Source organism: Streptomyces sp. NPDC000410, assembly GCF_040300305.1.
Classification (GTDB): Bacteria; Actinomycetota; Actinomycetes; order Streptomycetales; family Streptomycetaceae; genus Streptomyces.
In genome coordinates, this window is sequence record NZ_JBEPDM010000001.1 from 303,727 (window position 1) to 323,432 (window position 19,706).

The 19,706-nt window shown below is 68.7% G+C and carries 22 protein-coding genes; 16 read left to right on the top strand and 6 right to left on the bottom strand.

Going from position 1 to position 19,706, the window contains the following annotated elements; genetic code table 11:
• The first annotated feature begins 411 nt into the window (after window positions 1–411).
• From ABT342_RS01390 to msrA, 8 genes are all read left to right on the top strand, one after another.
• Window positions 412–2,550: a hypothetical protein gene (locus tag ABT342_RS01390; protein WP_351565245.1), complete on the top strand. Its 2,139-nt coding sequence runs from the start codon at window positions 412–414 to the stop codon at window positions 2,548–2,550.
• A gap of 107 nt (window positions 2,551–2,657) precedes the next feature.
• Window positions 2,658–3,074 carry a hypothetical protein gene (locus tag ABT342_RS01395; RefSeq protein WP_351565248.1) on the top strand — a complete coding sequence of 139 codons (417 nt, stop codon included), beginning with the start codon at window positions 2,658–2,660 and terminating at the stop codon, window positions 3,072–3,074.
• A gap of 433 nt (window positions 3,075–3,507) precedes the next feature.
• On the top strand, window positions 3,508–4,506 hold the full coding sequence (locus ABT342_RS01400) for a hypothetical protein (RefSeq protein WP_351565251.1): 999 nt from the start codon (window positions 3,508–3,510) through the stop codon (window positions 4,504–4,506).
• 105 nt (window positions 4,507–4,611) lie between these two features.
• On the top strand, window positions 4,612–5,670 hold the full coding sequence (locus ABT342_RS01405) for a hypothetical protein (protein ID WP_351565252.1): 1,059 nt from the start codon (window positions 4,612–4,614) through the stop codon (window positions 5,668–5,670).
• 132 nt (window positions 5,671–5,802) lie between these two features.
• A complete protein-coding gene (locus ABT342_RS01410; RefSeq protein ID WP_351565254.1) occupies window positions 5,803–6,906 on the top strand; it encodes a hypothetical protein in 1,104 nt (367 codons plus the stop codon).
• 140 nt (window positions 6,907–7,046) lie between these two features.
• A complete protein-coding gene (locus tag ABT342_RS01415) occupies window positions 7,047–8,657 on the top strand; it encodes a M48 family metallopeptidase (RefSeq protein ID WP_351565256.1) in 1,611 nt (536 codons plus the stop codon).
• Between the two features lie 170 nt (window positions 8,658–8,827).
• Window positions 8,828–9,931: a hypothetical protein gene (locus ABT342_RS01420; protein WP_351565259.1), complete on the top strand. Its 1,104-nt coding sequence runs from the start codon at window positions 8,828–8,830 to the stop codon at window positions 9,929–9,931.
• An 84-nt stretch (window positions 9,932–10,015) separates the two neighbouring features.
• Window positions 10,016–10,678: a peptide-methionine (S)-S-oxide reductase MsrA gene (gene msrA, locus ABT342_RS01425; protein WP_351565262.1), complete on the top strand. Its 663-nt coding sequence runs from the start codon at window positions 10,016–10,018 to the stop codon at window positions 10,676–10,678.
• 87 nt (window positions 10,679–10,765) lie between these two features.
• Here msrA and ABT342_RS01430 read toward each other — a convergent pair whose 3' ends face one another.
• Together ABT342_RS01430 and ABT342_RS01435 are read right to left on the bottom strand one after the other, a co-directional pair.
• On the bottom strand, window positions 10,766–10,981 hold the full coding sequence (locus ABT342_RS01430; RefSeq protein WP_351565265.1) for a DUF397 domain-containing protein: 216 nt from the start codon (window positions 10,979–10,981) through the stop codon (window positions 10,766–10,768).
• Window positions 10,982–11,003: 22 nt separating this feature from the next.
• Complete coding sequence (locus tag ABT342_RS01435) at window positions 11,004–11,855, bottom strand: helix-turn-helix domain-containing protein (protein ID WP_351565268.1); 852 nt, start codon at window positions 11,853–11,855, stop codon at window positions 11,004–11,006.
• Window positions 11,856–12,093: 238 nt separating this feature from the next.
• On the opposite strand from ABT342_RS01435, the gene ABT342_RS01440 reads away from it, so the two are divergent.
• From ABT342_RS01440 to ABT342_RS01450, 4 genes are all read left to right on the top strand, one after another.
• Complete coding sequence (locus tag ABT342_RS01440; RefSeq protein WP_351565271.1) at window positions 12,094–12,399, top strand: hypothetical protein; 306 nt, start codon at window positions 12,094–12,096, stop codon at window positions 12,397–12,399.
• Entirely contained in the window at window positions 12,396–12,809 is a 414-nt protein-coding gene (locus tag ABT342_RS01445) for an ATP-binding protein (RefSeq protein ID WP_351565274.1), read from the top strand. Before ABT342_RS01440 ends, ABT342_RS01445 begins: the two co-directional genes overlap by 4 nt.
• Window positions 12,810–13,028: 219 nt before the next feature.
• Window positions 13,029–13,271 (top strand): DUF7848 domain-containing protein, encoded by a 243-nt coding sequence (locus tag ABT342_RS38175; protein ID WP_502965446.1) that lies wholly within the window; start codon window positions 13,029–13,031, stop codon window positions 13,269–13,271.
• Window positions 13,272–13,278: 7 nt separating this feature from the next.
• Complete coding sequence (locus ABT342_RS01450; RefSeq protein ID WP_351565277.1) at window positions 13,279–13,548, top strand: hypothetical protein; 270 nt, start codon at window positions 13,279–13,281, stop codon at window positions 13,546–13,548.
• A gap of 143 nt (window positions 13,549–13,691) precedes the next feature.
• Here ABT342_RS01450 and ABT342_RS01455 read toward each other — a convergent pair whose 3' ends face one another.
• The 3 genes from ABT342_RS01455 to ABT342_RS01465 all read right to left on the bottom strand — a co-directional run bounded on the left by ABT342_RS01455 (window position 13,692) and on the right by ABT342_RS01465 (window position 15,531).
• On the bottom strand, window positions 13,692–13,898 hold the full coding sequence (locus ABT342_RS01455; protein ID WP_351565280.1) for a cold-shock protein: 207 nt from the start codon (window positions 13,896–13,898) through the stop codon (window positions 13,692–13,694).
• Window positions 13,899–14,152: 254 nt separating this feature from the next.
• Window positions 14,153–14,968: a TSUP family transporter gene (locus ABT342_RS01460; RefSeq protein WP_351565282.1), complete on the bottom strand. Its 816-nt coding sequence runs from the start codon at window positions 14,966–14,968 to the stop codon at window positions 14,153–14,155.
• Window positions 14,969–15,126: 158 nt separating this feature from the next.
• Window positions 15,127–15,531: a heavy metal-responsive transcriptional regulator gene (locus ABT342_RS01465; RefSeq protein ID WP_351565285.1), complete on the bottom strand. Its 405-nt coding sequence runs from the start codon at window positions 15,529–15,531 to the stop codon at window positions 15,127–15,129.
• A 99-nt stretch (window positions 15,532–15,630) separates the two neighbouring features.
• Between ABT342_RS01465 and ABT342_RS01470 the strand changes: the two genes are divergently transcribed.
• Together ABT342_RS01470 and ABT342_RS01475 are read left to right on the top strand one after the other, a co-directional pair.
• Entirely contained in the window at window positions 15,631–16,608 is a 978-nt protein-coding gene (locus ABT342_RS01470) for an alkylmercury lyase family protein (protein ID WP_351565288.1), read from the top strand.
• Window positions 16,609–16,721: 113 nt separating this feature from the next.
• Window positions 16,722–17,114: a hypothetical protein gene (locus ABT342_RS01475; RefSeq protein WP_351565290.1), complete on the top strand. Its 393-nt coding sequence runs from the start codon at window positions 16,722–16,724 to the stop codon at window positions 17,112–17,114.
• A gap of 262 nt (window positions 17,115–17,376) precedes the next feature.
• On the opposite strand, the gene ABT342_RS01480 is transcribed toward ABT342_RS01475, so the two are convergent.
• On the bottom strand, window positions 17,377–18,042 hold the full coding sequence (locus ABT342_RS01480) for a DUF4097 family beta strand repeat-containing protein (protein ID WP_351565293.1): 666 nt from the start codon (window positions 18,040–18,042) through the stop codon (window positions 17,377–17,379).
• Between the two features lie 302 nt (window positions 18,043–18,344).
• Between ABT342_RS01480 and ABT342_RS01485 the strand changes: the two genes are divergently transcribed.
• Both ABT342_RS01485 and ABT342_RS01490 read left to right on the top strand, forming a co-directional pair.
• Window positions 18,345–18,638 (top strand): SCO0607 family lipoprotein, encoded by a 294-nt coding sequence (locus tag ABT342_RS01485; RefSeq protein WP_351565296.1) that lies wholly within the window; start codon window positions 18,345–18,347, stop codon window positions 18,636–18,638.
• Window positions 18,639–18,763: 125 nt separating this feature from the next.
• Window positions 18,764–19,672, top strand: coding sequence for an aminoglycoside phosphotransferase family protein (locus ABT342_RS01490; RefSeq protein WP_351565299.1), 909 nt, complete (start codon window positions 18,764–18,766; stop codon window positions 19,670–19,672).
• Window positions 19,673–19,706: the final 34 nt, after the last annotated feature.

Genomic DNA, 19,706 nt, shown 5'->3' on the forward strand with positions numbered 1-19,706 from the left:
TCGCGTTCGCGAACGCGCACGGGGATGCACAGCGGGGGACACGATGGCTTGGGACGAGTGGGAACAGCTGAAGGCCGAGACAGCGGCACGACAGCAGAGCGGCCATATGCAGGTGAACAGCGCGGGTGGCGCTGCGGGCACGCCGCCGAGCCTCAAGGCCAACGCGCAGGGCAAACGCGCCGCGATCAACCTCCTTCAAACGCGGATACGCCCCGGGCTGGACAGAGCCGGCGTCCATGCCGATGACAACACGGACGCGGCGGAGCGGGAGTTCAAGGGCTGGGCCACCGGGTCCGGTCTCGCGGACGCGCACGAGGAATGGGACCTCCAGGTGAAGAACCTCAAGGCGCGTCTCGCGGGTGACGAGGCCGCCCTGGGCCAGACGAAGCGGGACGGGCAGGCGTCCTGGGCGTGGCGACGGACGGGGAATGGGTCGGAGTCAGTGCCGACGCCGCCAACACACGGTTCTCGGTGTCACGCAAACAATTCGATGCCGCCGCGACCGAGGCCCGCGCCATCGCCTCGATTCTGCGGGACATCCATGGGCAGTTCACCGAGCGAATAAAGGCCGTGCGGGACCTGGTCGAGTCGGCCAAGGACGCCGACCTCTACATAGACGCCCAGGGCCAGGCCCATGTCGATCCGAGCAAGGACAAGGACAAAGGCGCCGCCACGGGCGGAATATTCGGTGACGCCATGCTGCGCGCGGTCCACGAAGCCCGCTGGACCGCCGCGGTGGCCGCCGCGGTCCAGGCGGTCGACGACGCGGACCAGGGCGCCAAGCTGGCCCTCCACGACGCCGCCGGCATCAAGAGCTTCTTCGAGGAGTTCCTGGACAATGCCTGGGGTGGCGGACACAACTTCAACGCGGACGCGGTCGGCGACATCGAGGTCATCGAGGCGCGCGAAGCCAAGAAGTACGCGGACGAGATCCTGGCCGGCGAGAAGCCGAGCGACCCGGCGGAGTACGCACGCCTGATGCGTGACAACTCCGGCGACAAGAAGTTCAGCCAGACCTACCTCAACTCCCTCGGCCCGGACAACGCGCTGAAGCTGTCCAACAAGATCAACGACCTGGCGTACTTCGACGACACCAAGCACAAGAGCGCCTACCTGCAGATCAACGGCGGCCTGTCCGACTCGCTGGCCACGGCGACACGCGTCCCGGACTTCAAGGACGCGAGTGGCAAGCACCTGCGCTTCGGCACCGAGGCGTACAACGAAGAATTCAGGAACTGGTCGAAGACCGACGACGCACAGTTCTACAACAAATGGCGCGAGGAACTGCGCGAACACGGCGACGACAAATACGATCTCAAGGCGGCGGGCGACAAGGTCAACACCGTGGCCAAGGGGCACGATCAGCAGGTGCGCGGCTACCAGAGCCTGGCCACGCTCATGCAGCAGGGCGACGACGCCTACTCGCCTCAGTTCATCGCGGACGTCACCGACGACATGATCGCCATGGAAGAAAAGGACCCGGATATCTGGGACCTTTACGGGAAGTTCGACGAAAAGGACGGCGACGGCTGGGTCGCGAACGACCCGGTCGACGCCTCCCTGGGCGTCATGTCCCGCACCCCGGAAGGAGCGGCGGGCTATCTCGACCCCGGCACGACCGCCGGCAGGGAACGCTTCGACTACCTGCTGGGCAACGGCGACGAAAGCCGCGACTGGGACCTCACCAACACCACCCTATGGCAAGGACCGGGCGGCAACGTCGAGGTGGACGCAAGCGACATCGAGGACGCCGAGAGCCGAAAGGGACTCGGCGATGCCCTGACCGCGGCAGCGACGGGCGTCGATCCCTCGGGTTCGGCCAGGCCTACGGCGCACACGGACGCCAACAACCGTGTCTTCGAGTATTCACTGGACGTCCTGTCCAAGCAGGGCAACGACATGCCTGCGTCACTGCGCGAGGACATGGCGAAGGTCATGACCAACCATGGCCGCGAGGTGTTCGTCGCCATGCACGATCAAAGCGGGAAACAGACCACGCTGGATCAGAACCAAGTGATGGAGATTACCAAACAGGTCTCCAGGAGCGAGCAGTCCTACGGAATGCTCCACGAAGGAATGAACTACGCAATCGTCGACAACTTCCACAACAAGGACAGCGTGCCGGAGGACACGCTGGACGCAGCCGGCCACGCGGTCGGCTTCATGGAGGAAGCCCGGTACAACGCACTCAAGGGCGACAAGCACGACTACACCTGGGACAAGGCCTGGAGCTATCACGGCTCGGGCGCACTGCTCAACTTCATCCCCGTCTATGGCGATATAGCCCAGCGCGGGGCCGACGTCGTAACCACCGCCTGGATCATGGATGAGCAGGCGCGGGACAACGCCAAGCTGACCGAAGACAACCAGGCCACTTACGGCAGTCGCAGAAAGCAGCTCAACGCGCTTGCCGATCAGTGGTACGCCGTGAACCACGAATGGGCAGACAGCGAAACGGGATACTCCCAAAAGGCCGGGGTCTACAACAAGATCTCGGCAGCGGCGAATGACGGAAATGAAACAGCAGACGGCATTGCGGGGGATCAGTAGTGAGGACTGCGTTCCGGCCTGTACTGGGTCTCGCCGCGTTGGCCATGCTGGCGACTGGATGCGGAAAGAACGACATCGCCATCCCGGGAGAAATCTGTGGAGTTCCCGTGAAGAGCTCCACTCTTTCGCCGCTCATCCCTGACGGCGAAAAGCTGAAAAAGATCGATCCGTTTCCGCTGGCTTCAGATCCGGCGTACTGCGATATCTACGTCGACGGAATTCATGTTCTGAACATTACTGTCCGCCTGACCGAAGAGGACCTCCCCCCGGAAGACTGGGAGTACGCGAACGCCAAGCACACCCTGGGCGCACCGCGGAAGATCTCCTTCCCAGGCACTGCTGTCATCGGAAGCGATGGGGCGCTGGTCACCGCCGAGTGCGGCCGCCCTACGGAATACGTACTCTTCGTCGTCGTATTCAAGGGCGATCGCGTCGAAAACTCCCAGGCAGGAGTCGAGAAACTCCAGCGCTTCATCGAAGACTTCGCTCCCGGCGCGGCGAAGAAGATCGGCTGCGCCAGCTAGTCTCCAGTGGCCAATGAGGGCAAACCGGTGCGCACCGCCCGGGGCAACGCCTGTGAACTGAGGGGGTTTCCGGCTTCGCGAATCGGCTCTCATCACGGGCAAAGCAGAACCAGGAACAGAACGATCCACTGCTGGGACAAACAGATCTGGGGCTTTGACCTCATGTTGCAGGGCCCGGCAAGCCAGATCACCTTCGCAAGCAGCGAAGTCAGCAAGCAGACCGCGCAGGAATCCTCGGCACGAACAATCCCATCGATTCCTGGGCCGACACCCGTGGTGCCAAGGAGAGCGTCGCTGCCGAGAGCGCCTAGGGCGAGGCTGGCCAAAGCTACACGACCTGACGCGAAAGCGCCTACGACGCACTGCGGGAAGGCAAGTAATTTAATTGTCCACAGTCAATCGAACACGGCGGTTCATCGCATTGGTCGCGGGGATGACCCTCGTTGCTGCAGGGCTGTTCACGTGGTGGAACACGGATGTGCTCGGGCGCAAGGAATTCTGCAATCAAGCGTTCACCTCATCCGAGATGAACGCGGTGCTCGGAGGGTCGGGCAGGCTCACTCAGAAGTCCGTGTATGAGGAGGACGACACGTACGGCTTCTCGTGCACGGTCCAGCGCACCAACAGATTCATAGGAAACAGCCAGCCCCAGATCAAGGTGGAAGACACCATCGACACCGCCGACTTCGCGCTGGGTTCGCTCGTGTGGAAGAAGCCATCCGGCAGTTCCTACTTCACCGGCAAAATCACCGGCGCGGCGTCGGAATCGGAGGCCTGGGTCCTGCTTCCGTCGGACTGCCGTGACGGCATGCCCTCGACCGTCAGGAAGGACCTCGTCCCTTCGGTGGAGGTCCACCTCACCCAGGGCAGGGCCACACCCGAGGCCCTTGCGCAGGTGGCGATGAGCACTGCCCGGCATATGGCCAAGGGGCTGGACTGTGCGGACGCCGAGGGGCTGGATGCACCGGTGCGCTTGCAAGGCCCTGTCAACGAAGGCAAACCGGTACGCACCGACCGGGACAACGCCTGTGGACTGAAGGGTTTCCGGCTTCCCGAAGTGGCTTTCATCGCGGGCAAGGCGAAACCCGGAACGGAGCGATTCACCGGTGGTGACACGCAGACCTGGGTCTGCGACCTCATGCTGCGAGGCCCCGGCGAGCCGCAGATCACCTTCTCCATCAGCGAAGCCCCGGACCTGACAGACGGTGCACGACGCGGCATGGAGCGGGCATCGCCCAATAGTGGACGCACTGTCGTGAAGTGCGTCAACGGGGACCTCTACGCCAGCATGTACCTCTGGGACTCTTACGCGTACCCGATGCTGGACCAGGAAGAGCAGGACGCCGGAGCCTACGAAAAGGCCCACGAAGCACTCTTCGACGCGTTCCTCAAGACCGCGGTCAAGGAGCGGGGCTGCAACAACCGCCCGTGATGGAACCCCGTCCCATCCACAACTCTGCCCCGTCCGGGACGGGGCAGAGTTACCTCACCGGCCGCGAGGAAGCGTACTCGGCCCTGCGAACCAGGAAGTAGGCAAGTGAGTACAGCAGCAGGCCGTACGCGGCCGTCGTGGAAGATATGGGCCGTCATCGCGATCTTGGTCGTCGTGGTCGCGGGGTTGCTGCATGGCTACCGCAACACCAACGTGCTGACGGCCGACCGACTCTGCGGCGGGCTGGTCTCCGCCCCGGGGGCGGACGCCGTCCTGCCGGGTTCAGGCCGTGTCAGCGCCGAGGGCGACGGCATCGCCGACCACCTTCCGGATACGAAGTGCAGGGTCGAGAAGTCATCAGTCGTCCTTGGCACCGGAAAAGGCAGCATGTCCTTCTACGTCTGGGAGGAACGCGGGGACGCCCCCTTCATGGAGGGCGGGTGGCCGGACCCGGCACAGACATCGTTCTTCTCCGGACCGGTGACCGGTGGGGTCGACACGTACGGCGGCTGGGTCCTGCTGCCCGAGAAGTGCTGGACAACCAGGCCGGTGATCCTCAAGGCCGCCTCCAGCGAACCAGTGGCCGACGCCAGGGCGTTCAGCGCTCTGATCACCGATGCCGCACGCGCCGTCGCGGCGAAGGCGGCATGCGGCGACCTCCCCGAGGAGCCCGGAACGCTCCTGCCACCGCGCTCGGAGGCGGCCCGTCCGGCTTCAGAAGGACGGCTGTGCGGCCTTGACGGCTTCTCCTTGCGCGGCCAGGTGCCGGCGGACGCCAAGGTGCTCGAAGAAGGTCAGGCGCCATCTGCTGATCTGTGGTCGTGCACGGTGTCCCTGGACGACGACTCACGTGACGTCGTCCGTGCGGACGGCTTCATGACATACACGGCTGCCCGGGACCCGCTGCTCCTCGCCGCGGTCAAGAAGGCGCCGGGAACGCGCAAGGGCACGGCGCCCGGGGGCCTGGAAGCCGATGTCGTCGAGGCTCACAGGATCGTTCTGCCCTGTGCCCAAGGCGCTGTCTACCTGGCGATGGAACCGGGGCTGCAGTACTTGGACACCCGTAAGCGCCACCCGGACATTCCGTGGTATGACCCCCTCTTCGAGTCCTTCGTGCGGTCCGCGGTCAAGGCCTTCGACTGCGACACGGCCGCCGCAAGGTGAGGGCGTGCCGCGGTAGCCAGGGAGTGAGGCTGCCGGAACCACCGGTGACGTAATCCCCGCCCCGCGGCAGGGTCCGCGGCGTCCGGAACCCCGACCCGTCCGGAACCCCGCCCCGTCCGGGACAATGGACGCATGGAGATTCTCTGGTTCCTGATCGCGATGTGCATGCTGGCCGCGATCATCGGTCCGTTCATCCTGCGCCGCCGCGCCGGTATCCGGCAGGTCGCCCCCGGCGCCCCGGACGCCGCGGATCCGGCCGCGTACGGCTTCATCCGGCAGGAGCAGCTCGACCTGCGCCTGCCGGGCCCCGACCAGGACCTCCTGGACGTCCTCGACGTCGTACAGCGCACCCAGGACTGGCGCGCCGCCTCGCAGCTGCTCGCCGGTACGCCGAAGGAGGGCGAGGAGCGCTGGCAGCGCGTGCAGGCGTTCGCCGGGGCCGCCTCGCTGGAGCTCCAGCAGCAGCCCGGGACCGGCGGGGCGTGGCTGCGCACCTGGCGCGCGGAGTCGCCGAAGGACGCGGGCGGCGCGGCGGTGCACGCGGAGTTCCTGGTGCAGCAGGCGTGGCGTTCGTCGGCGGCCGGGGCGGACGACTTCCGGATCATCCTGGAGGAGGCCCGTACGGTCTGCGGCGAGGCGGCGCTGCTGGCGCCCGGCGACCCCGTTCCGTACATCGTCGAGCTGGCCGTCGCGCGCGGACTGGGCTACCCGCACGAGCAGTTCGACCAGCTGTGGGCGAAGGTGATCGACCGCGCCCCCGCGCACATGGGCGCGCACCTCGCCGCCCTCCACTACTGGTGCGAGAAGTGGCACGGCTCCCGTGAGGAGGCCGACCACTTCGCGACGACGGCCGCCGCCCGCGCCCCGCAGGGGTCGCTGCTGGCCGCGCTGCCGCTGTTCGCGGTGTTCGAGCATCTGCCCGAGGTCAACCTGGTCACCGGCTTCTACGAGAGCGCGGTGGTCACCAAGGCCGTGGAGGGCGCGCTCTTCGCGGTGCACGCGGCCCGTCCGGACGACCCGATGCTGGCGCATGTACGCCATCTGCTGGTGTTCTTCCTGGTCCGGATGGAACGCTGGACGGAAGCAATGCACCAGCTGGTGAGGGTGGATGGGCATGTCGGCGCGCTGCCGTGGACACACGGCGGCGATCCGGCGGCGGAGTACGCGGTGTACCGGGCGCTGGCGGTTGCGGGATACGAGGCGAACGGAGGCAGCCCGGCGACGCTGCCCCACTGACTCTCCGCTCTCTCCCCGTCCTCCCCGTTCCATCGTCTCGAATTCGCGATTGCGGTCGGGCCCGCGTGCGCTGTTGGATACTGCCGGTCCCCCACCACCTCGGCATTGGGGGAACGTTCCCGTGGGGGGTCCGACATCACATGAGGGCAAGCCTGCGCGCCCTGCGCGCTCTCGTCCTGCTCGCCGGCTTCTATCTGCTCGGCTTCATCCTGCTGGCCGCGCTGGCCGGTATCGACTACGCGCTGTACCTGTGGGTACCGGCCGGCGCCGCCGCCAAGCTCTACCTCGTCTCCGTGCTGCTCGCCATCCCGGTCGTCCGCGGCCTGTTCATGCTGCGCACCCCCAAGGACGAGGACATGCCCGGCCTGCGCGTCACCGAGGCCCACGAGCCCCGGCTGTGGGCGACCGTCCGTGACCTCGCGGCCCAGGTCGGCACCCGCGCGCCCGCCGAGATCGTGCTCACCGGCGATGTGAACGCCGCGGTCACCGAGGACGCCCGCCTCCTAGGGCTGCTGGGCGGCCCCCGCCGCCTCTACCTCGGCGTACCACTGCTCCAGGGCCTCACCGAGGACCAGCTACGGGCCGTCCTCGCGCACGAGCTGGGCCACTTCTCCAACTCCGACACCCGGCTCGCGGCGATCACCTGGCGCGGGCGCGCCCAGGTGATCCGTACCATCGCGCACTTCGAGGAGCGCGCCGCGAAGACGCGGGCCAAGGAGCAGGCCCGGCAGGAGAAGAAGGCCGCCAAGGCCGTCTCCAAGGGCAAGAAGGCCAAGGAGATCGACACCGGCGGCGCCGGGGTCACGTACCGCCTCATGGCCAAGATCTACACGGCGTACGCCAAGCTGTACTTCCGCGCCACCCTCGCCGACGGCCGCCGCCAGGAGTACGCCGCCGACGCGGCCGCCGCCAGGATCGCGGGCCGTGACGCCACCGCCGCCGCCCTGCGCGAGATCCCCGCGCTCGACGCCGCCCACGGCTTCTACATGAACGCGTACGCGACCCTCGGCGTCGGCGCCGGACTGCTGCCGCGCCCCGGCGAGGTCTTCGGTGGACTGCACCACCTCCTCGCAGCCCGCACGGAGGAACTGGACGGGCTGCGCCGCGAGTTGCCCACCGAGCCGACGTCCCCGTACGACACCCACCCGCCCGTCGCCGACCGCGTCGCCCGCATCGAGGCGCTCCCCTCCGACGGCCGCGCCGAGACCTCCGCCCGCCCGGCCCTGGACCTGCTGTCCTCCCCCGGCGACGCCCTCGCCGCGCTGGAGCAGGCCGTACTGACCCCGCAGGCACTCGGGCTGCGGCGGGTCGACTGGGACGACCTCGTGCACGAGAGCATGTGCGCGTACGTCGCCGAGGACGCGGAGCCGCTGCGCGCCGCGGTCGCGGCCGAGGCGGGCGGCGGTGACGGCTCGCTTCCGGCCGTGCCCACCCTGCCCGCTCTCCTCGACGCGATCGACGCGGGCGCGCTGTGGCGCATAGCCGACCGCCTCCCGAAGTCGGAGGAGGCCGCGGCGGCGACCGGCCGCGCGGCCCGCGAGTTCACGCGCCCGGCCGTCCGAAGCGGCCTGCGCCAGCTGGTCACCGTCGAGCTGACCGCGCGCGGCACCGCCCGCTGGCAGCTGTCCTGGTCCGACTCGGCGACCCTGCGGCTGCCCGACGGCTACGAGGAGCTGCTGCCGCTCGCACTGGACGCGGCGGTGGCCGACGCCCCGGACACGGAACCGCTGCGCAAGCTGCTGCCCGCCTGACCGAAGGCGCCGGCCGGCGTGACCGACGGCCTCTGGACGACGTGCCCACTCGGCCCACGCCCGCACCCCCGCCCACGCCTCAGCGCAACCGCCGCCGCGATGTCGCCGCCCGCACGCCCCCTCTTCTCCCCTTCTCCCCTCCTTTTCTCCCCTCTTCCCGAAGGACCTCGATGCTCCCCGTCATACTCGGCGCCCTTGGCGCCCTCGTCCTCGCCGGGCTCGGCTACTTCCTCCGCGGACAACGCCTGATCAAGAAGGCCAGAGCCATCGAAGCCGAGACCGAGGCCATGGACGCCCAGCGCGGGGACGCCTCCGCCGCCCTCGGCTTCGTACCGGCCGAGCAGCTCGACACGGAGCATGGCCGCAAGCCCGAGCCGGGCGAGGAGGCGGTACGCGCCGCCGTGCACGCGGGCGACTGGCAGGCGGCCGCGACCTGGCTGGAGGAAGCCGGCAAGGACTGGGAGGAGCGCTTCCAGCGGACCCGGCTGCTGGCTCGGGAGGCCGCCGAGGACGACGCCTGGCTGCTGGCCTGGCGGGCGGCGGCGCCCGAGGACGCGGGCGCGGCGGTGGTGCACGCGGACGCGGAGGTGGCGGTCGCGTGGAACGTACGCGGTACCAAGCGGGCGAGCCACACCTCCCGGGAGCAGTTCCGGATCTTCCACCAGCTGCTGGGCCGGGCCCAGGAGGCCGCCCACGAGGCGCAGCGGCTGGCCGGGGCCGACGACCCGGTTCCGTACATGGTCGAGCAGGCGATCGCGCTGGGGCTGGGCTACGAGCACGAACGGTACCGGCAGCTGTGGGCGCAGATCGTGTCGCGCGCGCCACGCGTGGTGACCGCGCACAACCACGCCCTTCAGTACTGGTGCCGCAAGTGGCAGGGCTCGCACGAACTGGCCCTGGCCTTCGCGAAGGAGTCGGCGGCCGTCGGCAAGCCGGGTGACCTGCTCACCTTCATCCCGCTGTGCGCCTACTTCGAACACGAACAGCACGAGTCGGACATCGACCCGGACATCTTCTACAAGAGCCCGGACATCGTCGCGGCGGTCGACGCCGCCCTCGCCGACGCGGCGGTCTGCGCGCCCGGGGACCTGCGGCTGGTGTGGGTGCGCCACATGCTCGCATGGCTGCTGTTCTGGCAGGACCGCTACGAGGAGGCCGTCGAGCAGCTCCGGCACGTGGACGGGTGGATCGGCGAGGCTCCCTGGACGTACTCGGGCGACCCGGTGGACCGGTACACGAACGTCCGCGACTACTGCGCGCGGCAGGTCCTCTAGGCCGTGCCTTCGGGGAATCGGGGCGGCACCCACCGCGTTGGACGGGGTGCCGACCCGACTCGTCCGACTGCGCAGGAGCCACTCATGCTGTACGGCCGCACCCCTGTCCTCCCTACCCCCGAAGAGGCCCTCAAGGGCCGCCCGACCCCCGAGTTCGAGGTCCCCGCCCGCCACACCGTCCTCGGCAACCCGCTCCTCGGCCCGTATCCGCAGGGCCTGGAGGTCGCGGACTTCGGCCTGGGCTGTTTCTGGGGCGCCGAGCGCAAGTTCTGGCAGACCCCCGGCGTCTGGACGACCCTCGTCGGCTACCAGGGCGGATACACGCAGAACCCGGCGTACGAGGAGGTCTGCTCCGGCCTGACGGGCCACACGGAGGCCGTCCGCGTGGTCTTCGACCCGTCCCTCGTCTCGTACGCGACCCTCCTGAAGACCTTCTGGGAGTCCCACGACCCCACCCAGGGCTTCCGCCAGGGCAACGACGTCGGCACCCAGTACCGCTCGGCGATCTACACCCACGGCCCGGACCAGGCGGCGGCCGCGGAGGCCTCCCGCGAGGCGTACCAGAAGGTCCTGACGGGGTCGGGCTACGGCACGATCAGCACGGAGATCCTCCCGGCGGAGGGGCGCACCTTTTACGCTGCCGAGCCATACCACCAGCAGTACCTCGACAAGAACCCGGCGGGTTACTGCGGGATCGGCGGGACGGGCGTCTCGTGCCCGATCGGCGTCGCGAAGGCCGACGACTGACTGTCAGCGTCTCGGAAAGCGCGACTGCGCCCCCGGCTCACAACTGAACCGGGGGCGCTTGGCCGGCTGCGATCCGGGCCTGATGTCCTAGACGGCGGGCCGGCCGTCGGCCTTCACTGCCTCCACGAACGACGCCCAGGCAGTCGTTTCGAAGACGAGTCGGGGCCCTGCGGGAACCTTGCTGTCTCGTACGGCGGTGCTGCTGGCCAGACCGGCGACCTCGATGCAATCGCCGCCAGAGGACCCCCCTCCGCTGTAACTGCTCTTACGCCATGCCACGTTGCCGCATTCGAGGGCATGCATGGTACGTACCTCTTCCTGTCTGCTACAGCTCTCGCCTGACTCGCTGGATCAAGTCGAGGCTGTCTACAGGGCTCAACGCTGCCGACCTCAGCGAGTCGAACGCGAGCGTATACCGCCCCGTCTCCTCCGGGGTCTCCATGTGCAGAGTCCCGGTCACGTGCTCAACGCAAACGACATCGGAGAACGCAGGCGTAGGGAAACCGAAGAGGACAAACGCTCCAACGAGTCCGACATGGGCCCCCGCGCCCAATGGCAACACTTGAATCTCGACGTTCGGCCGCCCAGCAATCTTCAGGAGGTTGTCGAGCTGCGGGCCCATGACCGTGCTGCCGCCCACCTGGCTACGCAGAGCCGCCTCCCCTTCGATGACGCAAATCCGTGGGGCGTTGTCCTGCTCAAGGACCTGCTGACGCTGCATGCGCATGTCCACCAGGTCATCTACACGCTTGCTGCTCAGCATCTCGGGGTTCGCCCGGTACAGCTCGCGGGCGTAGTCAGGCGTCTGAAACAGACCTGCGATGAGCAACGGCTGAAACGATCGGATGTAGTCGGCCGTCTGCTCGTAGTCGATGTGGTCTGCGTACGAAGGCAGCGTTGCGCCGAGATGCCTCGTCCACCCTCGCTCGCCTCCACGGCGAGCCAGGTTCACCAAATCCTCGACGAACGCGGAGTCGTCGACTTCGTAGAACGTCAAGAGGTCACGTAGCTCGCCGAGAGAGATCCCCAAACGAGCATTCTCGATGCGGCTGATCTTCGAGCGGTGACAGCCGATGCGCTCCGCCGCTTCCTCTGGCGACTTGCCCGCTTCCTCTCGGAGCTTCACGAGAGTTGCAGCAAGGCGGCGACGGCGAACAGTTGGCCGGGGCTCGACCACAAGTTGCCCCCTTCAGGCGGTGACGATCCCTCAAGAGTAGTGCGCCTAATGGATCTTGGAACATTTTCCACTCGATTCGGTTGCGGTTGGGATCGATGCAGGAGCACTCTGTTTCCAGTTGCTTGACGTGACTAAACGGTCACCGATCGTCACGGTGGCCGCTGGCCACCAACAGAAGGACCCCCGCGACCGTGCGACCGGTCCGGGGGCGTGGCCAACGCTTCGAAGGAGCGTCGACGTGGTGACGGTTATCGTCCATCTCTTCGGGTCGCTGTTGCGGCTGTTGCTTCCCCCCTCGGGCCGACATCGGAGCCTGGGCGCGGCGGCGCCCCGGCTCAGCGGTGCTCGGCCAGTGACTGCTGCCATGCGGTCGGGGACGGTGTTGCGGGGCGAGGACAGTCGGCTGGTGCGGCCGTACCTGGTGGAGCACGAGCACCGTGAGCAGGAGCGAGCCCAGCGGCAGCGGCGGCGGGCGTTGTGGCTGGCCGTGCACGGAATCGATGTGGGGCCGCGGCTGATCCACGGTGTGGAGGTGGCCTCATGAATCAGGCCGTGGTGTGCCGGTGGGCGCGGGGTCCCCGATGTGTGGGCCGAGCCCGCAAAGAGCTGCGCAAGACGCTGGAGGGCTGGGGCCTGGGCACGCTGGAGGATGCGGCGTTGGTGGTCCTGTCGGAGTTGCTGACCAACGCGGTGCGGCATGCGTGTGTCCCCAAGGGGCGGCAGATCGAGACGCGCTACGTGCGTGTACCTGGCGGTCTGCGGATCGAAGTGCACGATGCGGCCGAGGAGCGGCCGTTGATGGCGGTGCCGGGGATGGATGCCTCGGGTGGCTGGGGCCTTCCGCTGGTGGACGCGCTGGCGGATCGGTGGGCCGTGGCCGACCGCGTGGGACCGGGCAAGATGGTGTGGGCCGAGCTGGACACGGCGAGCGGCGGTGGCCCCGGTGACGCGTGAGCGGCGCGTGAATGTGCAGCGGGTCAGGCAGCGGGACCGTGTGCGGATGCTCGGGCAGTGGCAGGAGGTCAAGCGGGTGCGCCCGATGCGTGATGCGTCGGGGCGTCCCTGGGTGGTCCTCGTGTTCACGTCCGGGGCGGCCTGGTCGTGTCCTCCGGACGCGTGGGTGCGGGTGGCTTGGGAGGTGCGCCGGTGAGTTCGGTCATCCGTGGCGGGAGCGTGGTCCGGGCGGCTGACTGGCTGTTGGCCGAGGACCGTTCGGGCACCAGTCTCATCGAGGAAGCGCAGTGCACAAGGTGCCATGAGGCGTCCGGCCCCGCAGATGAGGGGAACGAGCCTTCCGTGTGGTGCCTTCAGCACGCACAGGCAACCGGCCATACCGGCTTCCGGCGGGTCCGTACGGACTTCTTCCGCGCGCTGCGCTACGCACGCGGATCGGGGGTGGACGATGCGGGCACATAACCGGGTGGTGGCGCTGCTGCTGGCCGCCGACGGCTACCGGTGGTGGGCCGCCGACGTAGTACGCGATCGGCTGCTCCACATGCTGGGGCGCATGGACGAAGGCCGGTACTGGTTCTACCAAGCAGCACTGTGCGCGCTCGATGGTGACCCATCAGACGCCAACGCGCTGTACGACCGCGCTGCGCGTGAGAGCGAAGCAGCCGCGTGGGGGGCACTCGTCGCACGGCTGACAGAAGGCACGGACGGGGGGCCGACCAGCCCCCCTGGCAGTTCCTGACGTTCCTCGAACGGCCCCGGCCGTCCCCTTCCTCCTTGGCGGACGGCCGGGGCTTCGCGCTACCCGGATCGTTGCAAGCACCGGCTACCAGGCTGGCGCCGAGCTTGTCGAAACGGGCGGTAGGCGCGAGCCCCAACGGTACGTCAGAGGGCGCGCACCTGATCAGCCTGCGGGCCCCGGTTGCCCTGGGTCACTTCGAACTCGACCCGCTGGTTCTCGTCCAGGCCCCTGTCTCCGCTGCCCTGGATGGCGGAGTAGTGGACGAAGACGTCGGGGCCACCGCCGTCAACGGCGATGAAGCCGAACCCCTTCTCCGCGTTGTACCACTTGACAGTCCCCTGCTGCGGCATCCTGCGTCCTTCCTGTCCGAGCTCTTGGCGGAGTGCCGAGGCGCCGACTGAATATGCCCGTGACGCCGGGCAGGGACGCGCGTGTCCGTGAGAGCCACCCAAAGGGGCTACTCGCGCATGGGGCAGCCCCGCTCTCGCGTCGGATCAGGCAGGTCGTTCAAGGGCACCTCCCGCCCGATGGCGGGCACGCCGAGCGCACGCGCCGGGCAGACCGGACTCAACGCACGAGCGGCCACCGGGGCCGCTCCGCAGGCTCATTCGTGGCGGGCGAGCTTGAGCGCGGAGACGAGCAGGATCAGGGCCAACGCCGGGATGAGCACCAGGTCCGAGAACACACCGAGGAGCAGCCCGCCCAGTACCGCGCCGGCGACCGAGCCCCCGATCATGACTATGGTGAAGCGGAGGTTGGCACCCAGCACGGCGAAGCTGCCGTCACGGCTGTAGCGGGCGAAGGCCACCAGCATGGTCGGCAGGGAGACCAGCAGGGAGAGACTTCCGGCGGTCTTGATGTCCTCGCCGAACAGCAGCACGATCGTCGGGATCAGCAGCTCGCCCCCGGCTACGCCCATGATCGCGGCGACCACTCCGATGCCGAACCCGGCCACGACTCCGCACGGCACCTGAGCCCACAGCGGCAGCGCGAGTGTGTCGAGAGTGGTGGTGTGCGTGGCCACCAGCGCCGCCGCCATCAGCACCATCAGGGCGGCCAGCACCTTGTAGAGGGTGGCGCTGCGCATGCGTACCGCCCAGGCCGCTCCGGCCCAGGCACCCAGCAGGCTCCCGGCCAGCAGGTTGACCGCGACGGGCCACCGTGCGGCCACCTCGGCGGCCGGGACCGCTGCCAACCGGGCGGGCAGCGCCACGAGGACCACGACCAGGCTCATCGCCTTGTTCAAGATGACGGCCGAGAGCGCGGCGAACCCGAAGAGGCTGATCAGCAGCGGCAGGCGGAACTCCGCGCCGCCCAGACCGATCATCCCGCCCAGCACGCCGATGGCCGCTCCCGCACCGAACACCACGGGTGCCGAGTGCGTCGAGCGGAGGGGGACGACGTTCTGATCGGTGCTCATGTCGGGCATCCTCGCTGGTAGCGGGCCCTGCCTGCTATGGCACAAGCCCACCTTCGGCGAAAGAGCCTGGGTGTCCGATCAGGATTCGTCCGGTCCTCTGAACACCTCGTGAGCCGCCCTTCGCGCTACCCGGATCGTTGCCCGGAGGGCGCAGCGGCCTATGGCCCTGTGGGCTTCAGGATCGTGCAGATGTCGTCCGCGCCGCAGGCGGCGGGGTCGGTGGTTGCGGCGCGGGCTGCGAGGGCGCGGAGTGCTTCGCGGGTGGCGGCGAGTTCGGCCATACGTCGGTCGATGTCGTCCAGGTGCTCGTGGATGAGGCCGGTGACGTGGGTGCAGGGTGCGTGGCCGTCGTCGCGCAGGGCGAGGGTCGAGCGGATCTCGGCGAGGGTGAGGCCGGCGCGTTGGGCGTCGCGGATGAACGCGATTCGGGTCACCGTGTGATCGGGGTAGTCCCGGTAGCCGCCCGGGGTGCGCGGTGGTGCGGGCAACAGGCCGCTGTCCTCGTAGAAGCGGATGGTCTTGGTCGTCAGCCCGGTGCGGGCGGCGAGGTCGCCGATGCGCATCTCTCCAGGCTAGTCCTTGACCTTCCAGTGCGCTGGAAGGTCTAGCGTCGGTTCGGGAGGCGGACGACAGTCGGACGACAGTCTGGGAGGGCAGGGCGGATGCGGATCACGGTGCTGACGGTGGCGGATTGCCCGAACGCGCGGCCCGCGCTGGAGCGGGTGACCGCCGCGCTGGATGGACGACCCGCTCTGGTGCGGCTGATCGAGGTGGCCGATGAGGCCGAGGCCGCCCGGTTGGGCATGTACGGGTCACCGACGATCCTGATCGACGGCACCGACCCGTTCGCGCCGCCCGGCGCGGTGCCGAGCCTGTCGTGCCGCCTGTACAGGGATGCCGACGGCACCGTGTCCGGCGTGCCGGACGAGTCCGCCCTCAGGCATGCCCTCGCCGGGGCAACCCCACAAGTCCGTGATGCGGAGGCTTCGGACTGCTGCGCCCCACAGCCGCTGGACGTGGTTGGCCGGGCCGGCCGCGGGCGGCGCGCGCCTGCCGAGAACGGCCTGCGCGCGGTGCACCAGCAGATCCTGCGCCACTTCGCCGCCACGGGAGCCGCTCCCGACGCGCAGACGCTTCAGCCGGTCGCAGCCGGGGCCGGGAGGGACGCCACGGAGGTGCTCACCGAGCTGGCCGACGAGGACTTCCTCACCCTGGACGAGGCCGGGAACATCCGCGCCGCCTACCCCTTCTCCGCCGCCGCCACCCGCCACAGGGTCCGCCTCGGAAGCGGAGTGGAAGTCTGGTCGATGTGCGCCATCGACGCTCTGGGCATCCCGGCCATGCTCGGCCAGGACGCGGTGATCTCCTCCACCGATCCGGTCAGCGGCGACCCGATCACCGTCACCTCGACCACCGGTGCCGTTCGGTGGGAACCGGCGAGCGCGGTGGTCTTCGTCGGGCAGCGTCCCGGAGGCGGGCCCGCCGCCTCCGCCTGCTGCGACGCACTGAACTTCTTCACCGACGCCGCGAACGCCCGCGCCTGGACGAGCCGGCACCCCGACGTCCCCGGCCAAGTGGTCGACCAGCCGACCGCCGAGCGCATCGGCCGACAGACTTTCGGCCCCTCGCTTGTCCCTTGAAGGCCACGTGGCTCGTCGACGCGAGGCGTTGTGGTGACGGATCCGCTGTCGCCGACGCTTCCGGCCGACCCCACTCTTGACCTCAACTCTGGTTGAGGTCAAACACTTGGCGCATGAAGATGACAAACAGCAGCACCATTCTCTTCCGCAACACCATGCGCATCACCGACGGCCACCTCGACGGCTTCCGGCACGCCATCGCACAGGCAGTGGCATTCGCTCAAGAGCACGGCCCCCAGCTCATGGTGGAGGTCTTCATCGACGAGGAGCGGATGCTGGCGTACAGCTTCCAGCTCTACCGCGACTCCGATGCCGTCCGCGCCCACTGGCGGCTGTCGGACCCGTACATCCGCGAGGTGATGGAGCACTGCGCCGTGCAGCACTTCGAGATATTCGGCGAACCGGACCACGACATCGTGGCGGCCCTCAAGACCCCCGACGGCGATTCCTTCCCCTTCGCCATCTCGCCCCGCCTCACCGGTTTCAACCGTCTCAGCCGCAACTGAAGCGGCGAGGGTAGGGCGTTCACCCCTGGAGATCATCGCTCGGGAGCGTCCTGGTGCTTACGCCGCCGTTGATGTCGGAGGTGGTTCTCAGGGGCTCGTCCCGCAGCACGGGGCGGAGCGGGCTGGGAGCCACACCCCCCTCTCGGTTCATCCCGCTGCGGCTCTTGCTTGCCGCCGGCGACGGCCGCGTCCTGGGCGACAACCGAAGGGTTCTCGATCGCGGTGGACGCGGCCGGGCAGTCCTGGTTCCGGCTCTGCTCCTTCAGAGGCTGCGGGCGCTGATGTCGCCGTGCGAGGTGGTGGCGTGGATGGCGAGCTCGGCGGTGCCGTTGTTCTTGAGGGCGTTGCTGACGCGGCCGTAGTCGGTGCCGGCGTCCAGGGCGGCCGAGACGCCGGAGGCGGCGGCGACCGAGATGTTGCCGGACTGGGTGCGGAGCACGACCGTGCCGCTCACTGCCTCGGCGATACGGATGTCGCCCCTCGGGGTGCTGATCTCCGCGGGGCCGCCCAGCCGGCCGATCTCGACGTCGCCGTCGATCGCGGTGAGGCGCACGCTCGCGGCCTCGTCGATCTTGATCTGGCGGTACGCACCGTCGAAGGCGACGTCGCCGAGGCGTCCGACGCCGCGGAGTTCGGCGCTGGCCGTCTTCGCCTCGACATGGGAGCCGGCGGGGAGCTGGACGGTGATCTCCAGGGATCCGGAGGGGCCGGAGAGCCGCTTGTCGGAGGTCGAGGCCGTGATCCGCAGGACCCCGTCGGCGTAGGCGACGGCGGTCTGCTCGGCGGCCTTGATGTCGCGGCTCTTGGAGGGGTCGGCGGGCAGGACCTCGACGGTGGTGTCGGCACGGTCCGCGGCGATGAACTGGATGCGTCCGGCGGGGATGTCCAGGACGGCGGAGATCGGGGCGGCGGTGTCGAAGTTCTGCATCGTGCTCTCCTGTGTTCGCGTTGACTCGTTGTTTCCGACACCGGAAACGCTACGTTGCTTTCCAAGTCCTCACAACATCGATGTTGCAGAGATTTGATGTTTTGGCAGTTCAAAGGCCATATTTCGTTGCAACGGAGCCGAGGGTAACGCAACGAAAGTCGTGTCGATCATTGCAATGGATGGAAAGTGAACGCTATGGCGCAAGGTCCCGCCATGGGCGACAAGCTGAGTACGCGTACTCATTACGCCGCCCCACACCCACCGCACACTGGTGGCGAAACCGACGAGAAAGGCCCACGACCGTGCCGCAGTCCCGCCCCACCCTTCCGCGCCTCACCCTCGCCGGTGTCGTCACGGCGCTGCTCCTGACCGGCTGCGGCGGCCATCAGGAGCGGGTCTGCCTGCCCGACCACTACCCGGTGGCCGCCGTGAACGACACCGGCAGTGACTGCGTCGCCGACGGCGAGGAGCCGTCCGAGGGCTGGGCCCGCTACCCGCAGGGCAAGGTTCCCGAGCACGTGGGCGACAAGTGGGACCGCTACTGGTCCGACAAGACCGTCGACGAGAACGGCCGGACCGTCCCGCAACCGGCGTAGGGACGCGTCTCGGCCGTCCTTACGGCGCCAAGGCCCCCGGGCGGGCAAATCAGTTGACCGGCAACGAGCCGAACCGATTGCCTTGTGCGTCCCTCCTTTCCTCTCCGTCCAGTTCAGGGGTGCCCATGGCCACCGGCAAGATGCACGCCGACGAGGTCGACACGGACGTATCTCTCGTGCGGCGGCTGCTCGCCGGTCAGTTCCCGCAGTGGGCGGGCCTTCCCATCGAGGCGGTCGACTCCGCGGGGACGGTCAACGCCGTCTACCGGCTGGGTGCGGACATGGCCGTACGACTGCCGCGCATCGAGGGCGGAGCCAGGGACGTGGACAGGGAGCGGCGATGGCTGCCGCGTCTGGCCCCGCTGCTTCCCGTGAGGATTCCCGTCCCGATCGCGACGGGCACGCCCGCCGAGGGATACCCGTTCCCCTGGTCCGTCCATCCGTGGCTCGACGGTGAGAACCCGGCTGTCGGGCGCGTCGCCGCTCCCGGGGCCGACCTCGGGCTGCTCGCGGAGGATCTGGCGGCGTTCGTCCGTGCGTTGCGCGTCATCGACCCCTCGGGCGGGCCGACCGCGTACCGCCACGAGCATCTGGTGACGCGCGACGCGGAGACCCGTGCGGCGATCGGGCAGTTGCACGGGGTCGTCGACACCGGCGCGGCGGGCGAGGCGTGGGACGCGGCCTTGCGGGCGCCGCGGTACACGGGGCCGGGCGTGTGGGTGCACGCGGATCTGTCGCCGGGGAACGTGCTGGTCAGCGGTGGCCGGCTCAGCGCGGTCATCGACTTCGGGTGCGCGGGTGTCGGAGAGCCCGCCGTCGATCTGATCGCCGCGTGGAGTCTGTTGACCGCCGACGCGAGGGACGTCTTCCGCACCGTACTGAACGTCGATGACGCGACGTGGGCACGAGGGCGCGGCTGGGCGCTGTCGATCGCTCTCATCGAGCTCGCGTACTACCGGGTCACCAATCCGGTGATGGCGGCCACGGCCCGACACGTGATCGGGGAAGTGCTCGCCTCGCAAGCAGCCCCCTGACGGCCCGTCAGCGGGCCCACTGACGGACGGACCA

What these genes read in the sequence shown, in the direction of transcription:
- ABT342_RS01400 (WP_351565251.1), top strand. Translation starts at nt 3,508, where the DNA reads ATGACCCTCGTTGCTGCAGGGCTGTTCACGTGGTGGAACACGGATGTG.
- ABT342_RS01410 (WP_351565254.1), top strand. Translation starts at nt 5,803, where the DNA reads ATGGAGATTCTCTGGTTCCTGATCGCGATGTGCATGCTGGCCGCGATC.
- ABT342_RS01415 (WP_351565256.1), top strand. Translation starts at nt 7,047, where the DNA reads ATGAGGGCAAGCCTGCGCGCCCTGCGCGCTCTCGTCCTGCTCGCCGGC.
- ABT342_RS01420 (WP_351565259.1), top strand. Translation starts at nt 8,828, where the DNA reads ATGCTCCCCGTCATACTCGGCGCCCTTGGCGCCCTCGTCCTCGCCGGG.
- msrA (WP_351565262.1), top strand. Translation starts at nt 10,016, where the DNA reads ATGCTGTACGGCCGCACCCCTGTCCTCCCTACCCCCGAAGAGGCCCTC.
- ABT342_RS01430 (WP_351565265.1), bottom strand. Translation starts at nt 10,981, where the DNA reads ATGCATGCCCTCGAATGCGGCAACGTGGCATGGCGTAAGAGCAGTTAC.
- ABT342_RS01445 (WP_351565274.1), top strand. Translation starts at nt 12,396, where the DNA reads ATGAATCAGGCCGTGGTGTGCCGGTGGGCGCGGGGTCCCCGATGTGTG.
- ABT342_RS01455 (WP_351565280.1), bottom strand. Translation starts at nt 13,898, where the DNA reads ATGCCGCAGCAGGGGACTGTCAAGTGGTACAACGCGGAGAAGGGGTTC.
- ABT342_RS01460 (WP_351565282.1), bottom strand. Translation starts at nt 14,968, where the DNA reads ATGAGCACCGATCAGAACGTCGTCCCCCTCCGCTCGACGCACTCGGCA.
- ABT342_RS01465 (WP_351565285.1), bottom strand. Translation starts at nt 15,531, where the DNA reads ATGCGCATCGGCGACCTCGCCGCCCGCACCGGGCTGACGACCAAGACC.
- ABT342_RS01470 (WP_351565288.1), top strand. Translation starts at nt 15,631, where the DNA reads ATGCGGATCACGGTGCTGACGGTGGCGGATTGCCCGAACGCGCGGCCC.
- ABT342_RS01475 (WP_351565290.1), top strand. Translation starts at nt 16,722, where the DNA reads ATGAAGATGACAAACAGCAGCACCATTCTCTTCCGCAACACCATGCGC.
- ABT342_RS01480 (WP_351565293.1), bottom strand. Translation starts at nt 18,042, where the DNA reads ATGCAGAACTTCGACACCGCCGCCCCGATCTCCGCCGTCCTGGACATC.
- ABT342_RS01490 (WP_351565299.1), top strand. Translation starts at nt 18,764, where the DNA reads ATGGCCACCGGCAAGATGCACGCCGACGAGGTCGACACGGACGTATCT.